Origin of the sequence: Vibrio sp. 10N.222.54.A3, from assembly GCF_041474095.1 — a bacterium.
Taxonomy (GTDB): domain Bacteria; phylum Pseudomonadota; class Gammaproteobacteria; order Enterobacterales; family Vibrionaceae; genus Vibrio; species Vibrio crassostreae_C.
The window spans coordinates 19028-35941 of record NZ_JBFRTN010000014.1 but is presented as its reverse complement, the minus strand read 5'-3'; the positions used below and the strand labels follow the sequence as shown (position 1 = coordinate 35941).

Sequence of the window (16914 nt, the reverse complement as noted above, 5' to 3'; positions counted from 1 at the left end):
TAGGTTAGAGAGTCTTACCAAATCAAGACTATCTAACCTACTGTTTTATTTATGGTTATCACTTAACTTCTTGAATAAAACTACAGCTTCGCCTTTCGCTTGAATATTAGATTCTTGCTTGCCAAACCCGTATTGCTGTTTGATTTGATCTGCGACTTTCTCAGCAATCATAATGGTTGGTGCATTGGTGTTTGCCCCAATCAGTGTCGGCATCACAGAAGCATCAATGACTCTCAAATTATCCAATCCATAAACTTTGAGATCTTTATCTACCACAGCTAAAGAATCGCTACTAGGTCCCATTTTACAGGTCCCGATCGGGTGATACTGAGTGTCTGCACGATTGCGAATATCTTGCTCGATAGCCTTGTCATCACTGGCGTCCACAGGGTAGAAAGCATTGCCTCGGATATCATCAAACGCGGAACTCTCTAACATTTGATACTGCTTCTTCCAGCCCTTAATCATGATCTCCATGTCTTCAGGATGACTGAAAAACGCAGGATCGATCTTAGGCGGATCATAGGGATCATTACTATTGAGCGTTACGGTGCCGTAGCTCTTCGGTCGCAATAAGGTGACATGAGAGGTAAAGCCATGACTGGTATGAATTTTTCTAGCATGGTCATCTACAACAGCGACCACAAATACAAACTCTAAATCCGGTACAGCGATATGATCTTCGGAACAGAGAAAGCCTATTCCCTCTGCAAAATTACTGCTCATTTTACCGCGGCGTTCTTTGTGCCATAGTGGTAAGGCTTTGGTCATTTCAGAGGCCATTTGCAGCGAGATACCAAAAGTTTCACGCTTTTCACTGCATTTATACGAATGTACTAAGTCGATATGATCTTGAAGGTTCTTGCCCACTCCAGGTAATTCATGAACCTGTTCGATTCCATGTGTCTCTAGTTCAGTTTGAGCACCGACACCAGACAGTAACAGCAATTGGGGAGAACCAAACGCGCCAGCGGAAAGAATCACTTCTTTGTTGCATCGTATCTGATAACGCTTTCCGCTAGAACCATATTCAACACCAATCGCCTTCTTGCCTTCAAACAAAACCTTATGTGTGGTGGCTTTAGTCAAGACCGTGAGATTCGATCGTGAAAGGTTTGGCGTTAAGTAAGCCTTGGCAGCACTGCATCGTTCACCATTCAGCTGTGTTACCTGCGTCGGCATCGCCCCAAACTGAGCAGCGCCGTTAATATCCTCATTGCGAGGTACACCTATCGATTCACACGCCGTTAAATAACGTTCCAACATAGGGCTTGGCGATCTAAGATTGGCCACATTAAGAGGACCACCTTGGCCATGGAACTCATCTTGGTGGACTTCGTTGTTTTCTGCTTTCTTAAAGTAAGGCAAACAGGATTCATAGTTCCAGCCAGCATTGCCCAAGCTTTCCCATCTATCGTAGTCATAGCGATGTCCACGAGCGTACATCATGGCATTGATAGAGCTAGAACCGCCAAGTGTCTTACCTCTAGGCTGATAGCCTTTACGACCGTTCAAACCCGGCTGTTCAACCGTTTCGAATGCCCAATTATTGAGTTTGGTTGGCATCATCGCCACCACGCCAACGGGTGTGTGAATGAATGGGCTGGTGTCTTTACCACCCGCTTCTAACAAGCAAACCGTCACATCAGGATCTTCCGACAGCCGAGAAGCCATCACACACCCAGCTGAACCACCGCCAACAACAATAAAATCATAACTATCCATTTGCCACCTCCGCTATTTCTAGTGGATGTAACTCACGCTTCAAGATTTTTCCGGTTGCTGTCATGGGTAAGGCTTTACGAATGAATACCTTACGCGGGTATTTGTAGTCGGCGAGTTGCTCACGACACCATGCTATCAAGGCTGCGCTATTAGATTGCGTATGTTCGTGACGCACCACATGCGCGTGGATCTCCTCGCCTAAATGATCATGATGCTCGCCTACCACCGCGACCATTTCGACATCGGGGTGACACATCAACACTTCTTCAACTTCACGTGGATAAACGTTATACCCACCACGAATAATCATGTCTTTCACACGGTCAACAATGAACAAATTGCCGTGCTCATCAACGCGTCCAATATCTCCCGTTAAGAACCAACCGTCACGAATAGATTCAGCTGTCGCCTCTGGCCTTTGATAATAGCCTTTCATCACACTTGGACTTTTAATGCAGACTTCGCCCAGTTCACCCATAGCGACAGAGTTGCCTTGTATATCAGTAATCTTGATGAGGTGGCCACATAAAGGCTGACCGACACTACCCGATAAACGATCGCCATCAATATGATTAAAGGTCGCAACTGGCGCCGTTTCCGAGAGCCCATAACCTTCTAAGACTGGTAATTCAAAATGAGACTCAAACTGTCGTATAACCTCAAGCGGCATAGAAGCACCACCAGAAACACCTAACCTCAAGCTGTGTTTAACCTGTTCAGAGCGCTCTAATGACTCTTCTCCGGCTCTAAGAAGCGCAATGTACATGGTAGGAACGCCAGCAAAGACACTGACTTTATGGCTAATGATCTGTTCAATAACCAGTGATGGTTCAAAACGAGGAATCAACACCATGGTTGAACCCGTTAACACACTCGCGTTCATCATCACTGTCTGGCCAAAACTGTGGAACAAAGGGAGCGTAGCCATTGTGGTGTCACTGTATTCCAATCTCATTAGATACTGTGACGACATCGCATTGGTTTGCATGTTGGTGTGAGAAAGCTCTGCCCCTTTGGGTTGACCCGTCGTGCCAGAGGTATAAAGGATCACAGCGGTATCATCACCCCGGCAAGCCAGAGATTCAAAAGGAGCCAAAGGTTGTGCCAACCAATCAGCTATTGATTCATGCTGCTCATTTCTTTCTAAAGTAGTGTCTGCACTTGTTGGGATAGGCATCTCGACAAAGTGTTCACAGTGGTTTGCCTGCTCAAAACCTTGTAAACCATAGCGACCAATTGGAAGCTCTTCACTGCCTTCAAAACATAAATAGGCTTTCGCGTCAGAGTCATTGAGGTGATAAGCGATCTCTCTGGCCTTAAACAACACGTTTAAAGGCACTACGACACAGCCTGCTTTTAGAATGCCGTAATAAGCAATGGGAAAATAAGTCACATTCGGACACGACAGCGCGACCTTATCTCCCTTCTGCAACCCAAGTCTTTTCAAGTTAGCAGCCACGTTTCCAGAAAGTTGTTCTAACTGAGAAAAGCTGATTTCATCCGATCCCATACGCAGAGCGGCTTTAGTTGGAAAAAGCGAAGCGCTACGCTCCAAATTAACAGCAAGATTGTGCATCCATGATCTCCTTATGCGGCTTAGACCTGTGTGTGACGGTCACCGTAGACGTTCTAATCGTTGTAATAAGTGTCTTTCTTGTCATCACGAGCCTGCACATTGGCGTGTCATGTAGGTAAGAATATTTATTGAGCAAAATGTTGGTGACGCTCCAATGTGCAACCCAACAAATTACAACATTTTGATAACATTCCGAACAGGTTTCAAAAAGACAAAAACCGGTGATATTCGGACACAGCCTGCGCAAGCCCAATAAAACCTTGCACACATAAACCAAAATTTGGAACAAGCTTGCGAAAGTGAGAACAAGCAACAGGCGTAAATGTTAAAAGGTCGGTTAAGATATCGATATTCAACAAGAGGCAGCTTATGGAATACACCGCAGTTTACGAACCCGACATGCAAGCATTCGGCATTCTGGATCTTCAGTTGCTACATCGTTACCTGTCGCCTGTTCTTAGTATCGAAGAGTTGCTCGAAGGCAGTAACATCGATGCTCTCCAACTCAACACTCCTGATACACACATCACTTTGGCGCAAAAGCTAGCTGTGTTCAGTAATGCGTTAGCGAATTCCAACGAAGACGGATTGGGGCTTAAAGTTGGCCAACAAGCGAGGTTCAGCGATTTCGGCGTGCTCGGTTATGCGGTGTTTAGCAGCGAGACTCTACTCGATGCCTTTTTAATCGGGTTCAAGTATTTGCAACTTGCTGGCCCTGTCCTCAGGAAAACCATGTCTGTAGAAGACAACATTGGTTACTTTCGCGCAGAGCAACTTATCGAACTCGATTCTTTACTGCCCTTTTGTTGTGAATACTGGTTCGCGGCGATACACAGTTTGTGCGAAGAGGTCTTACAGCAGCCCTTTCCTTCTCAAGTGATCCGCTTCCCCTATCCAAAACCTGAATACGGCGATCTATACACAGAGATTTTCCGCTGCCCGGTTGAATTCAATAGTGACCGGCTTGAATGGGAGTTCGACGCAACCACCTTGTATTCATCTCTTCCTACCGCCAACCCCATCACTTTACAGATGTGCTTAAAATCGTGTGATGACATGTTGGCAAAAGTCAGTGCACCCAGTAGCCTCAAAGAGAAAGTCTCTCAGATGCTGATTGAAAGGCCAGGATGTTACCCTTCTATAGAATCCATTTCTTCAGAACTGGGCATGTCTTCTCGAACTCTGCGTCGTCACCTGAAAGCAGCGGATACGAGCTATCAGAAGATACTGGACCATGTTCGCTTTCACCTTTCCCGGCACTACCTTTCTTCAACTCGAATGAGTATTGAAGAGATATCTGAACGAGTTGGCTTTTCTGATAGCGCTAACTTTCGTCATGCCTTTCGTAAGTGGAGTGGTAACTCGCCACGTCAATACCGTAAAGAAACGGTCTAACACTTAAAATCCCACTCAATCCAAATCATAAAAAGACAATCACGCTGCAATCTTTTTCTAAATTAAACCACCAATGAACAACGGCTTAACGACTTTTTGCCCGCATAAAATCTCGCCAAACCACCAAATATCGCAACCGTATTTTAGTTTAGTTGGTCGATAAATTTCTTTTATCTTAACGACCATTTTTATTTGTTTTACCCAATTCAGTTTCTCCCCCATAGTCGCGGAAAATTCATCGTTTCTTTTACTATCAGAGGCTCCTGCATTGGACAACATCCAACCAACAACTCGCATAACTGTTCCTGTTATTGCATTGTCTTTTTACGCGATCGCTTCAGGCTACTTAATGAGTTCATTACCATTAATGCTGTCTGAGTATGGCTTAGACAAAGATCTATCGAGTTGGTTGGCGAGTGCATTCTATGCAGGTCTACTGGTTGGTACATTATTGATTGAACGTGCCATTGCGCGTGTTGGCCACAAAGATGCGTTCGTCATCGCATTGAGTGTGTTCATCGCAACGATCCTTGTATTGCCATTGATCCCACACCAAGCAGTATGGCTACTAGCTCGCTTTGTGGCTGGTGTGGCGGTTGCAGGTATCTTCGTGATTGTAGAGTCTTGGCTAATGAGCGGCGACGAGTCACAACGCGCAAAACGTCTCGCTATCTACATGTGTTCACTGTACGGCGGTTCTGCAGTTGGTCAGCTTGGTATCGGTTACCTAGGTATTACTGGTGGCGTACCTTTCATCGCAATGTTCACCCTTCTGTTTGGTGCGATCATTGTGCTGATGTACGGACAAGCAACTCCACCACAGATCCACGATGCGCAATCTTTGTCTTTAAAGCAGATCAGCAAATTAAGCCACAGCGCGCTAATTGGCTGCATTGTTTCCGGATTAACGCTAGGTGCGATTTACGGCTTGATGCCAGTTGAACTTGCTCAACGTAACATTGCACACGAAGACATTGGTGGTTTGATGGCTTTGGTTATCATGGGTGGTATGGCTGTACAGCCGATGGTGACTTGGTTATCTCACCACGTAGGACAAGTGTTATTAATGGCTTTGTTCTGCCTGCTAGGGGTTGCAAGCATTGGTGTGCTGACTATCAATCACGATTTCTACGTACTAGGCATGAGCTTGTTCGTATTAGGCATGGCCACATTTGCGCTATACCCAATCGCGATTAACTTAGGTTGCCGTAACCTTGACCCAAGCTACTTGGTGTCAGTGACTCAAATCATGCTACTTTGCTACAGCATCGGTTCTGTTGCGGGACCAATCGTTGCAGACAGCTTTATGGATTCACAAGCAGGATTGTTCACTTACCTGTTCGCGTCTCTACTTGCTACAACGATCTACATGTTGATTGCTAGCCTAAAGCGCTCTCACCTACAGATTGCAGGCGAGTAAGCTTAAATAGACAGACACTAGATGCGTGTCATTAGGGCTCCGAGTTCAGACTTTATGTCTAAGCGAAGGGCTCTTTTCAACTCATGCCTATATGTAACCTTCTTCTCCCACACTTCTCATTTCATCGTGCAAGGCTAACCAAGAAGTCGATGGCTCTTTCGATATTGACTGGGTGACAAACCGAAATGCTTTTTGAAACGATGCGAAAAGTTATAAGGATCTTTGTAGCCTAAGCGATTAGCAATCATAGAAACTGACCAATCTTGATATTTCAGTAGACTGGTGGCTTTGTCCATGCGTAATTGAATCAATTTACTGCGTGGTGAGAGGTTGAATAGCGTCTTGGTGACTCGATTGAGTTGCTCTTCACTGATAAACACTCTTTCAGCCATCCCTGCCACTGTCCATGGCTGATGCAGACTACTTTCAATTTCGTTATAGAGCGCTTGAACACGTGCAGTGGTGCTGGTCGACTTAGGCTCAAACCCCGTCAATGTTCGGATAATTTCACTCAAGAGTAACTTACGGTAACTGGCTCTACCGCCTATATCAAAGTAAACCAAGTTCATTAATGACCAGATCTGCTCACACTCTCCAAAAGGCACAATCCCCTGTCCTAAACTTGCTATGTGCTGCCATTGCTTGGTGTCAGGCGTCAGCATCCACGCCATTTTCCAATAATTATATTGAGGATCGAGTTCAAAACGAAATGGGGTTTCAGCAGGAAGCACCACGAGTGTATAAGGTGTAATCGCTTGGACCGATGTTGCGGTTGTTAGAATGCCGCCACCTTCCATAGTGAAAATCAACGTATGAACATTAACGGATTCGCGCTCAACCCAGTAGCCATCATATAGCTTCGCCATGCCGCCCATATAGACACCAAAGCTTTTCATCTCTGGAATATCTTCAACGGTCAAAAAACGTTCTTTGCACTGTTCAGCGAGAAAAACATCATCATGCCAAGTTGATTTTGGTCTCATTGAATCAATGACGGATTCGCACAGGTTTTGTTGTTTTTTAAACATGTTGTTACTTCGCTCAAATCACTATAGTTCTGCCATAAATCGGAGAGCTTATGACAACTAACATCAACCCTAACTCATCTATGAATAACAAGCCAGAGAGCATCTTACCTCGTATCGTTAAACTGGGTTTACCTGTTGCTTTACAAAGTGCGCTTGTCGCTATTCTTGCCCTTGCTGACGTATTAATGGTCAGTGATTATGGTATGGAAGCAGCTGCGGCTGTGGGAATTGCATCAAAATGGCACTTCGTTGCTATTATGATTATGGCAGGGTTGGCCTCAGCAAACGGAACATTAGTCGCTCAATACTGGGGAAAGAACGACCGAAAAAGCGCGCGAACGGTATCATCTATCGCAATGGTGTTTGGCTTAAAAGTTCTGCTGCCTGTTACTGCAATCATCACTCTTGGTTCTCAGTTTTTAATGATGTTGCAGACCAGTGATCAAACCGTGATTGAACTTGGCGCGACTTACCTGTGGTATGGATTCCCTGTCCTTCTGCTGACTCACATTGTGGTCGTGGTAGAAGCAAGCATGCGCTCATCAGGTGACACCGTAACACCACTATTGCTTGGTGCGGTCACGATTGCCCTCAACATCGCACTTAACTTCGTACTCATTAAAGGTGCCTTCGGTATTCCAGCGATGGGCGTTGCAGGTGCGGCATTGGCAACCACTTTAGCGCGCTTGATTCAAGTGGGTTTGATGTATGGCTATATGCGCATGCGTAAACACTGGTTGTTAACCACGCCTAGCTCACCACATCGTCCGTCATTATGGTTGTCTTACCGTCGTATTGCTTTGCCACTAACGATGAATGCCGTGTTATGGGCAATGGGTACTATGGCATACCAAATGATCTTCGGTCACATGGGCACAACGGAACTTGCTGTGTTCTCTATGCTCGCGCCTTTTGAGTCGCTGTGTTACTCGATATTCTTTGGTATTTCTGTAGCGTGTTCCGTGTTGCTTGGTCACTCACTCGGTCGTGATGAGTTTGATGACGCTATGAGTATGGGTCTGACGTTCATCAAAGCCGTGGTTGGTTTTGGTGCGGTTGTAGGCTTGCTATTGTTTATGGGTAAAGAGCACGTTCTGTCATGGCTAAACCTGACCAAAGACGCTTTATACCCGCTTGCTTCACCTGCGATGATGATCATGTGCTTTGCGGTCGTGATTCGCATGCTCAACATGGTGATCATTAACGGTATTATTCGTGCTGGTGGTGATAATGCGTTCTGCCTTCGTATGGATTTCATCGCAATGTGGATGGTCGGCATTCCAGTATGTGTTTACGGCGCGTTTGTCGCTGGATGGGATTTCAAATACATCTATGGTTTGATGTTGGTGGAAGAAGTGGTGAAACTGGCAATTTGTTCTCATCGTTACCTAAGCCGACGCTGGATCAACAACCTCACAGTGACCTATGACGAGCCTCAAGCGGCATAGGCTACTTGGCTAGATTCAAGCTGAGATGGAAGTGTATCTACATCAAAAAGGTCTGCGCAATCAGACCTTTTTCGTTTCTTCAGCAACCACTTTTAAACGCCAGTTACTTCTTATTCATTCGGATATGGCGGTTCGACACATTCGACAGTGGCTTCTCAGACACTTTTCGCTTTTCATGTATCAAATGTCTGATCGCTAAAATCGGATGCTTGAGTAACATTCTTGGCCCAGCATAGCGCATGACTAAACGCATCTGCTCTTTCGGATCGGGCTTATAGCAATGAATCGGACACTTATTACAGGTCGGTTTTGCTTCGCCATAAGGACATCTATCCAGTCGTGTTTCGGCGTAACGCAACAGTTGCTCACACTCCTCACATAACGCGTTATTCTGACGAACTTCACCGTGGTGATCTTTGCAATAGATGTGCACCATCGCAATAACGGTTTTGTACTCCGTTGCGAGCTCACCTTGTAGAATATTGTTATGTTGGAACATGTTTTAATTACCTAATGAGAAACCGTACAGGTTGAGATTAACGCTTTCGCTTATCACATCTTCAACTCGCTCGAACACAAAGCCTAACTTAGTCAGTAGTGTGATACTTCGAATGTTATCAGAGGTAGTAATGGCAACTAAATGATCGATATCAGCATTCTGCTTAGCTTGTTCAATTATCGCCTCCGCGGCTTCTTGGGCAAAGCCTTGACCATAAAACTCAGGAGCAAACCCGTAGCCAATATCATGCGACGCTAAGGTGTCTCTTTTTATTAATCCGCAGATACCAATTGGCGTTGAAGTTTCTTTGATTTCAACCATCAACAAACAGACACCCTTCTCTTCATGCATCTTAAGAATGTTGTTTTCAATGTACTCGACAGCCTTTTCAGTGTCGTTGATTTCCTTATCACCAATGTAACGCAGGAAATCTTCTGAGCTGTATAGTCGTTGAATAAACGCCGCATCTTGAGGTGTGATCATTCTTAATCTTAAACGTTCGGTCTCGACTGACTGCATAGTGATATTTTCCTTGCTGAATACCATGTAAATATTGAGTTCTAGAGCTAAAATGATTATCCTCCACCGCCTAAACTAAATACAAGGCTATGCAGCAATGAACCGTAAGAAAAAAATCAATCAAATTCTAAAAAAGAAGCAGAAACAGGCGAATTCTAAACTGCATAGTAGCAACAAGCCTCGCTACATCTCTAAAGCTGACCGTGCAAAAATGGAAGCTGAAGAACAAGCGAAAGCAGCTCAAGAGCAAGCTGAAGGTTCAGTAGAAGCAACTGTTGAAGCTGAAGAGACAAAAGCTGCAGAGTAAGTTTATACTCGCAGTTCTCTTGTCTGACACTCTTTTCAGAGCCAACAGACAAGAACAAAAAAGCAGCCTCAAATTGGGCTGCTTTTTTGATCCTACCATTTTTAATCGCGCTGGTTAGCCTTTGAATGGCTGCACTTCCCAACGGGCAAACGGTGCTTTTGCGTTGATTCCCGCTCTGCCCCAACGATCAACAGAATCCACTACCAAGATACGCTCATTCGGTACCAATGATTTAATCAAGTTGCTTGGCTTTTTCGCTGTAACTAACCATAGAGCATCATCTTCCGAAAACATCGCTTTGAGTTTGGCTTTGTCTTGAACTGTCCATTCCAGTTCAGCTTTGAATATACGCTCTTCAACAAACAGTTGACTACCTGAAGCGAAATCTTCCAAACTTTCTGAAAGCAACAATACTGAATCTACGTCGTTATCCAATAACACCGCTTGTTGCTTGTTAATCAGTTCACGAACATCAAGCATCACGCGTTGTAGGTTGCTATCAATGTTCTCAGCTTGCGCCGGCCACAACAACTTAAAGTCATCAGCCACAATTGCCGCCATACGCGTTAGATTGGTTGGGTTTAACCACGCGTATTTAGACACTTCACCATTTGATAACGTCAGCGCAGCTACACCTTGCGCGCGCGGTGTAATCGCTTGAGCCGCATCCACTTCAACCAAACGGATATTGCCCTGTCTTGCGTATACAAATGTAGGATCAGCTTGCCAAATAGATGACAGCGTTAATGCTACGGTCGCCTTTTCGCCGGATTGAAGGACTTTGCTTGCGCCTTTAGTACCAAACCAGTTTGGCAGACGATCAATGCCGTAGCGCTTAGGTGGTAGATATTCGGTCGTAATGTCTGTGCCTTTGGTTAGCTCTGTCGCCAATGCATAAGTCACAGGTGTACTGGTTAGGATGTCTTCTGCATTCACGTTCAGTGACATCACAGAACCAGCCATTAATACACTACCAAGTACACTCACTTGAGCCGTTGCTTTTACTGAGCTAGCGATACGATTCATTAAACAAGTCATGATTACGCCTTTCTTACAATTCGGTATAGCGTTGCTGCTAGGAAAAACGTTGCAGAAACGATGATGATTGAAGCGCCCGATGGCACTGGCAGTTTGAGTTCCATAGGCAACACGGTTCCAACCAAACATGCGATGGTTGCGAGTAATGCCGACAAGAGAACAAAGCTCCCCATACGTTTAGTTAACAATCGAGCGGTCGCACCTGGAATCAACAATAAAGCACCCACTAGAACTGCACCTACGATCTTCACCGCTGCAATTGTCACTAAGGTGATCATCATGACAAACAAGTAATCGTAAAAGCTGGTGTTGTAACCACGAACCTTAGCTATATCAGGGCTGATACAAGTCAGGAGAATGCGGTTGAATGTCGGTATCAAGAGCAAGATGATGATCGCGCAACTACCTGCGAGAATCGCTAAGTCTTGGTCTGTTACCGTAAGAATCGAGCCAAACAGTACGTTTTCAAGCATGTGGATATTGATCTTACGAGCAACATACATCAGTAACGCCGCACCCACTGCCAGTGCTAAAGCAAGGAAAACGCCAACTAAAGTATCGTATGGCACATTGGTTCTGTTTCTTACAAAGTGAAGAAGCAGCGCGAAGATCATACAGAAGCTAAACAGACCAATAATTGGGTTTTCTGGTGGCTCGCCAAGCAAAACACCAATAGCGATACCGGTTAACGCTGCGTGGCCGACGGCTTCTGAGAAGAAAGCCAGACGCTTGGCAATCACCAAAGTACCCAGGCCACCTAGTAACGGGCCCAGTAACAATGCAGCAACCAGTGCATTGACCATGAACGCATACATGAAGCTGCCAGATAACCAACCCGCTTCAACACCACTTACGGCAAGTTGTCGTAGCCAATCCATTACGCAACCTCCTTCGGTTTGTTCATCGCAGCACCACTGCTGTAATGCTGGAATAAGCTTTCAATCTTACTTGGATGTAGTACCTGTTCGTGTGGACCACTATCAACCAAGAATCGATTCACAACATGTACATTGGCTTCAAGGCGACGTACTGCGGTTACATCGTGGTGAACCGCAAGGATCGTGCGACCCTCGTCAACACATTCACGAATCAGCGATTCAAGATAACGAACGCCCTGTTCATCCATACCGGTCGTTGGTTCATCCAACACCAATAGACTTGGGTTATCCAATAGCGCTTGAGCAAACAACACACGTTGCTGCTCACCACCCGACAACTGTCCCATTCGGCGATCGCTACGTGTCGCCATACCGACGCGATCCAATTGTGCTAATGCAAGATCCAATTGCTTGGACTTACGACGCCAAAATAGCGGAATTCGAGTTTGGTTAAGCAACACGAAATCCATGACCGTCAAAGGCAAGCTCGATTCGAAGGTCGCTTTTTGAGGAACGTAACCAATACTTGGCTTTTCTGGCCAATGAATATTGATTTGCCCAGAGAAAGGCGTAAGGCCAAGAACAGAGCGCAGCAGAGAAGTTTTACCACCGCCGTTTGGCCCCATGATTACATGACACTGACCCGCTTTAAGTTCTAGTGAGATATCGTCAAGAATGACGTTGTTGTCGTATTGCAGACCGAGGTGATTGATTGAAATCGATGGACCTAACATTATGCGTTCCCGCTTTTAGCTTGGTTCGCCGCCGCAAATTTCATAGCTTCGATTAACGTCTCGAGGTTCTTCTTCATCTCAACTTCGACTTTATCGTCTGCATATTCGCCGTGCGTCATGTGAGAAAAACGGTAAAGCTGAACACCTGTTTCCGCTTCAATGGTGTCAACAAAGCGATTTGGCATGTTGAGCTCATAGAACAAAACATCAATGCCCGAAGCGCGGATCTTTTCGATCGTATCTTGCAGTTGGCTCGCACTTGGCTCAACACCGTGTGCTGGCTCAATCACCGCCGCCACATCTACACCAAACTCTTGCAGAATGTACCCATACGCATTGTGCGTGGTCGCCACCTTCATACCTGAAGTATCTAACTCACCTAATGACAACATCGCATCGCGCTTCATAAAGCGAAATTGCTTTGCGTATTTACGTGCATTCTTACGATAAAAAGCCGCGTTGTCAGGGTCGAGCTTAGAGACCTCACTCGCGATGGTGTAAACCTTTTGAATTGTTGTCGAAAGCCCAACAAAGGTATGTGGGTTAACGGCACCTTGACCAACAGACTGACCAAGAGCAGGAAGTAGAGGCACTTCTTTGTTTGCTTCGATCACGACTAGGTCATCACGTTGCGCGGCTGAAATCACTTTAAGCGCGAAGTCATCGTGACCAATACCGTTTACCACGATGGCGTCCATCTGGCTCAATCTCTTCAAGTCGTTCGGTTGTGGCAAGTAGTTATGCGGATTAAAGCCGGCATCAACCAAAGGAAGGATGTTCACTTTGTCGCCTACTACTGCTTTTACGTAGCTGTAGTAAGGTTGAAGCGTGATACCAATCGTCAGCTTGTTGCTGTCGATCTTATATTCTTTTGCCAATGCATTGGGTGCCATGAACACCGCTAATAACGACATGAACAGAGTCATAATTCGCATAGTAATTCTCTTATTATTAGTGAGCATCGCTTTCATGATGCTGTTCAATTTCTGATTCGTTCACGACCATTTTCCAACCCGTAGACTCTAGCGTGTGTTGGTCAAAAGTAGCGGGCTGTTTCGCTACACCGCCCAAGAAGATCCAGATTTCAGGAGAAACGCTGTTCGCATTTAAAATAAAGGAATCCGCAAAACCATGATCGGTAGGCGTAGCTTGTTCACTTGGAGTAGAAAAGTAATAACCACGCTCGTCCAGTACCCAAGCATGAGAACCTTTGCGCTTCCAACTCTGATCTTCTACAAACGGGGCAACCCATTCATCTTTAAGTGATGCAACACTCGGCCATTCACCATCTGAGTCCATGCGCAGGTCACGGATTTCTTCATGCGCTAAACGCAGCTCTGATAGCATCGCCAAGTTTTCTTGTTCAACATCAGTCACTAGAATTTGATGATCAAGCACTGCTTTAACGTGGGATTCAGCTTGATGAAATGGGATTGCGACAGTTGCAAAGCAAAGGATGAACACAATGATCAGTCCTACCCATTTGCCCTCTCTGCCGCCCGTATCAGCACGTACGCTTTGAATCATCATTTTTCACTGATCTCTACAACATCAACTTCAACTGGAAACTCATGACCTGAATCGAACACAAGGTAGAACTCAGTGTCAGGATGTGGGAATTCAACGATAGAACGTTTATCTGTCATCTCTTTTGCAATCAAGTTGTCTTCGTAATCGTACATCTCAACTGCGTAATCAATCGCTTTGCTGCCATCCGAATAACCCGCTTCACAAGCAACAGTCTTACCTTCAAACCAGCAGCTCATCAGTGGAAAGTGTGCTTGCGCAGGTAATGCAGCGAAACCAAGTCCCAATGCTAAGCAAGGAGTCATTAAAGCGTTAAGTTTTGTTTTTATTGTCATGGTTCGTACCCTAGCCACAGTGCAAATTCTCAGAAGTAAACTGAGCGTAAAGGGCTCAAATGAGCCCTTAAGTTTTTTTGATTCTTAATCAGGGATCTAGCCCCGATATCACAGACTATTGAAGCAGCGCTTCGAACGTTAGGTGAACGTTCGCGCTTGCTTTGTCTGCCAGTGGGTTGTCAATCAACTCACCTTTGTAGTTCGCTTTCATTACGTAACGACCTGCTACGTCTGGAGTAAACGTGATTTCACCGTTCTCATCACTCACCACATCAATCTGCTCTTGGTGGTTGCGGTAAAGCGTACCTTCACGAGTAATCTCCGCTTTCACGTCTTTCTGGATTTCACCGTTGTAGAAGAACTGGAATGTCACAGGTTCGCCTTCAACGATATCTGAAGGGTGTGTCACAGGCTTCATTTCTAGAAGCTTGCCTTCAATTTTGAACACTGAATCCGTTGGCTTACCTACCGTGATGTAGCTTTCTGCACGAGTGAAGCTGATCTGCGTTACCACGTCACGTGATTTTTCAGGTAGAACTGAGTCACGCTCAGCTTTGTTTGCTTTAATCCACTTCACCGTGTCACGGCGACCCGCTTTGTATTGCGTGTAGTAAGACGGCTGGTTGTTGATCGCCACTTTGTGTGTACCTTCTTCTTCAAAATAGAAGTCGAAGATTGAACGACGTTTGCCACGAATAACGAAGTTAGGACGCTCGCTGCGGCCATCTGGCATGATGACATGAGCATTTTCGCTTCCAGCAGGCTTATCAAAAACAAACGTACCGTGAGACGCAGTAACATCGAACGTTAGCCAATCACCACCTTCTTTAGATACAGTAAAGTGAGATGGCAAAATCCAACGTGGGTGAGCTTGTGCCGTTGTCGTTGCTGCTAGGCCGAATGCCATCACACCCGCTAGAGCAAGTGCTTTGATTTTTGTCTGTTTCATCATGTTCAATTCCATTATTCATAATTGTTAGCCGTGTCGCTCTATCTGAGCCTACGATGACCACTGTCTATTCTGTTCAGCTTGGTTTTAGTTCGTACTTACTAGTTACTGTTCGCACTTGCTATTTAGCGATGTAGTTCAGGGTGATTTCACCCGTCTCTTCCGTTGCTTTTAATTCGTAAGATATGTTTGAATCTGCGAGTGATACTTTTTGGCGAAGGTAATTACGGCCACCGTGTTCACGAACCACTTCGATATGAACCGTGTACTCGCCTTGTTCTAACGTTTCACCGCTGTCGCTCTTACCATCCCACACGAAACGGTACTGGCCAGCAGGACGTGTTGCAGACGTCACAGCATCAACCAGTTCACGATCGTAACGGCCAACCTTTCTCCACCAGCTGCGCAGATCCTTAAGCCATTCGTCTTTACCGACCCAAAGCTCAATGGTTTTCACTGACTTTCGTTCGCTGTTCTCTACCCACACCGCCACATAAGGACGCGCATACATAGAGGTATCAATCTTTGGAAGCTCGAAGCTCACATCAAGTTTTGCCGTATCAGGAATCGCTTGTGCCATACCTAGGCTTGGCAAAAGTGATAAAGCAAGAAGCGCCTTGCTCCAGTTCATTTTTTTCATTTTTAACAACCTTTTAAATCCGTTTAACCTTAAGTTCGCTCTTCAATCCGATTCATCAATCGAATCAAGCGTTAAGGCACGGCGACAAAATAGATAACCAATGAGATTGCAGACCCAAACACCGTCCATTTGATGGAAGTATTAAGCGTCTTTTTCTTAGGTAACAGTAAGCACACGCCAGTAAGCACAAAGAAGATCATCAATAGCGCAGTGATATCGATAAACCATTTCCATACTTCACCGCTGTTACGACCTTTATGCAGATCGTTCAACAATGCGATAACGCCGTAATTAGTGGTTTCGACTTCTACAAACTCAGACGTAACGTCAACAAAAACGGAAGCGTTGTAGCCGGGTCCTTTGAAGTCCATAGATACCTCACCGATGAGCAACTCACCATCTTCAATCTCTGCATAGATGTCCAAACCAGAAGGAACGCCGGAGAGGTTGGCTTCTTCGAACAGAAACGTTTCAAAGGCTGTCTCGTCAGCTTTTAAACGTCCGTCTTGAACCGTAAATAAACTTGTAGGAAGCGTTAGCGTAGAGCGTTGGATATTGGGTTGGCTTGATTCAAATAACTCAGGTCGGTTCAGGGTGATACCGGTTACTGAGAAAAAAAGAACCACGAACAGAAGCGCCATAGAAATATAAACATGAAGTCGACGAGCCCATGACTGAACCGCCCTACTTTTTAACGACATACAAACCAATACCTATAAATTTTATGGCGACAATTTAGTTGATAATCATTCGTATTGGCATTCAATTTACATTGTTTACGTTTGCCGAGTGGCGTAAGGAAATTTACATAACATTACATGGGAAGTAATCGAACTGTATGCATATTCTTGCTAACGTGTACTAAAGGGATTTGATTCGTTTTATTAGAGGTTATT

The 16914-nt window shown here is 45.2% G+C and carries 19 protein-coding genes; 4 read left to right on the top strand and 15 right to left on the bottom strand.

Annotation, left to right across the window (positions count from 1 at the left end):
* Positions 1-45: 45 nt before the first annotated feature.
* Both AB4507_RS03690 and AB4507_RS03685 read right to left on the bottom strand, forming a co-directional pair.
* Positions 46-1725, bottom strand: a complete 1680-nt coding sequence (locus tag AB4507_RS03690; protein ID WP_372182243.1) for a GMC family oxidoreductase — start codon at positions 1723-1725, stop codon at positions 46-48.
* Complete coding sequence (locus AB4507_RS03685; RefSeq protein ID WP_372182242.1) at positions 1718-3301, bottom strand: long-chain fatty acid--CoA ligase; 1584 nt, start codon at positions 3299-3301, stop codon at positions 1718-1720. Before AB4507_RS03685 ends, AB4507_RS03690 begins: the two co-directional genes overlap by 8 nt.
* A gap of 369 nt (positions 3302-3670) precedes the next feature.
* Here AB4507_RS03685 and AB4507_RS03680 point away from each other — a divergent pair, with 369 nt between their 5' ends.
* Positions 3671-4696: an AraC family transcriptional regulator gene (locus AB4507_RS03680; RefSeq protein ID WP_017069105.1), complete on the top strand. Its 1026-nt coding sequence runs from the start codon at positions 3671-3673 to the stop codon at positions 4694-4696.
* A 57-nt stretch (positions 4697-4753) separates the two neighbouring features.
* Here the strand turns inward: AB4507_RS03680 and AB4507_RS03675 are convergent, their stop codons facing one another.
* Positions 4754-4993: a hypothetical protein gene (locus tag AB4507_RS03675; RefSeq protein WP_017060129.1), complete on the bottom strand. Its 240-nt coding sequence runs from the start codon at positions 4991-4993 to the stop codon at positions 4754-4756.
* Between AB4507_RS03675 and AB4507_RS03670 the strand changes: the two genes are divergently transcribed.
* Positions 4965-6116: an MFS transporter gene (locus AB4507_RS03670; RefSeq protein ID WP_372182241.1), complete on the top strand. Its 1152-nt coding sequence runs from the start codon at positions 4965-4967 to the stop codon at positions 6114-6116. The two genes, AB4507_RS03675 and AB4507_RS03670, sit on opposite strands and share 29 nt — an antisense overlap.
* Positions 6117-6250: 134 nt before the next feature.
* Here the strand turns inward: AB4507_RS03670 and AB4507_RS03665 are convergent, their stop codons facing one another.
* Positions 6251-7144, bottom strand: a complete 894-nt coding sequence (locus tag AB4507_RS03665) for a helix-turn-helix transcriptional regulator (protein ID WP_372182240.1) — start codon at positions 7142-7144, stop codon at positions 6251-6253.
* Between the two features lie 50 nt (positions 7145-7194).
* On the opposite strand from AB4507_RS03665, the gene AB4507_RS03660 reads away from it, so the two are divergent.
* Positions 7195-8592 carry an MATE family efflux transporter gene (locus tag AB4507_RS03660; protein ID WP_102428358.1) on the top strand — a complete coding sequence of 466 codons (1398 nt, stop codon included), beginning with the start codon at positions 7195-7197 and terminating at the stop codon, positions 8590-8592.
* A gap of 103 nt (positions 8593-8695) precedes the next feature.
* Here AB4507_RS03660 and AB4507_RS03655 read toward each other — a convergent pair whose 3' ends face one another.
* Both AB4507_RS03655 and AB4507_RS03650 read right to left on the bottom strand, forming a co-directional pair.
* Entirely contained in the window at positions 8696-9091 is a 396-nt protein-coding gene (locus tag AB4507_RS03655) for a nitrous oxide-stimulated promoter family protein (protein ID WP_017064560.1), read from the bottom strand.
* A gap of 3 nt (positions 9092-9094) precedes the next feature.
* The gene (locus AB4507_RS03650; RefSeq protein WP_017067858.1) at positions 9095-9610 is read right to left on the bottom strand and encodes a GNAT family N-acetyltransferase; all 516 of its coding nucleotides are present in this window, start codon (positions 9608-9610) and stop codon (positions 9095-9097) included.
* Between the two features lie 97 nt (positions 9611-9707).
* Here AB4507_RS03650 and AB4507_RS03645 point away from each other — a divergent pair, with 97 nt between their 5' ends.
* A complete protein-coding gene (locus tag AB4507_RS03645) occupies positions 9708-9917 on the top strand; it encodes a DUF2986 domain-containing protein (RefSeq protein ID WP_017060973.1) in 210 nt (69 codons plus the stop codon).
* Positions 9918-10031: 114 nt separating this feature from the next.
* Here the strand turns inward: AB4507_RS03645 and AB4507_RS03640 are convergent, their stop codons facing one another.
* From AB4507_RS03640 to AB4507_RS03600, 9 genes are all read right to left on the bottom strand, one after another.
* Positions 10032-10955, bottom strand: coding sequence for an ABC transporter substrate-binding protein (locus AB4507_RS03640; RefSeq protein ID WP_372182239.1), 924 nt, complete (start codon positions 10953-10955; stop codon positions 10032-10034).
* 2 nt (positions 10956-10957) lie between these two features.
* A complete protein-coding gene (locus tag AB4507_RS03635) occupies positions 10958-11833 on the bottom strand; it encodes a metal ABC transporter permease (protein ID WP_372097989.1) in 876 nt (291 codons plus the stop codon).
* Positions 11833-12567 carry a metal ABC transporter ATP-binding protein gene (locus AB4507_RS03630; RefSeq protein WP_372097988.1) on the bottom strand — a complete coding sequence of 245 codons (735 nt, stop codon included), beginning with the start codon at positions 12565-12567 and terminating at the stop codon, positions 11833-11835. The genes AB4507_RS03635 and AB4507_RS03630 overlap by 1 nt, the downstream gene beginning before the upstream one ends.
* Positions 12567-13502: a metal ABC transporter solute-binding protein, Zn/Mn family gene (locus AB4507_RS03625; RefSeq protein ID WP_017069113.1), complete on the bottom strand. Its 936-nt coding sequence runs from the start codon at positions 13500-13502 to the stop codon at positions 12567-12569. The genes AB4507_RS03630 and AB4507_RS03625 overlap by 1 nt, the downstream gene beginning before the upstream one ends.
* 16 nt (positions 13503-13518) lie before the next feature.
* On the bottom strand, positions 13519-14097 hold the full coding sequence (locus AB4507_RS03620; RefSeq protein ID WP_029235381.1) for a DUF6162 family protein: 579 nt from the start codon (positions 14095-14097) through the stop codon (positions 13519-13521).
* Positions 14094-14429: a hypothetical protein gene (locus AB4507_RS03615; protein WP_017062543.1), complete on the bottom strand. Its 336-nt coding sequence runs from the start codon at positions 14427-14429 to the stop codon at positions 14094-14096. Before AB4507_RS03615 ends, AB4507_RS03620 begins: the two co-directional genes overlap by 4 nt.
* 115 nt (positions 14430-14544) lie before the next feature.
* Positions 14545-15381: a DUF4198 domain-containing protein gene (locus tag AB4507_RS03610; RefSeq protein ID WP_017062544.1), complete on the bottom strand. Its 837-nt coding sequence runs from the start codon at positions 15379-15381 to the stop codon at positions 14545-14547.
* Positions 15382-15499: 118 nt separating this feature from the next.
* On the bottom strand, positions 15500-16018 hold the full coding sequence (locus AB4507_RS03605; protein WP_017062545.1) for a DUF2271 domain-containing protein: 519 nt from the start codon (positions 16016-16018) through the stop codon (positions 15500-15502).
* Positions 16019-16089: 71 nt separating this feature from the next.
* Positions 16090-16719: a PepSY-associated TM helix domain-containing protein gene (locus AB4507_RS03600; RefSeq protein WP_017062546.1), complete on the bottom strand. Its 630-nt coding sequence runs from the start codon at positions 16717-16719 to the stop codon at positions 16090-16092.
* Between the last annotated feature and the right edge of the window lie 195 nt (positions 16720-16914).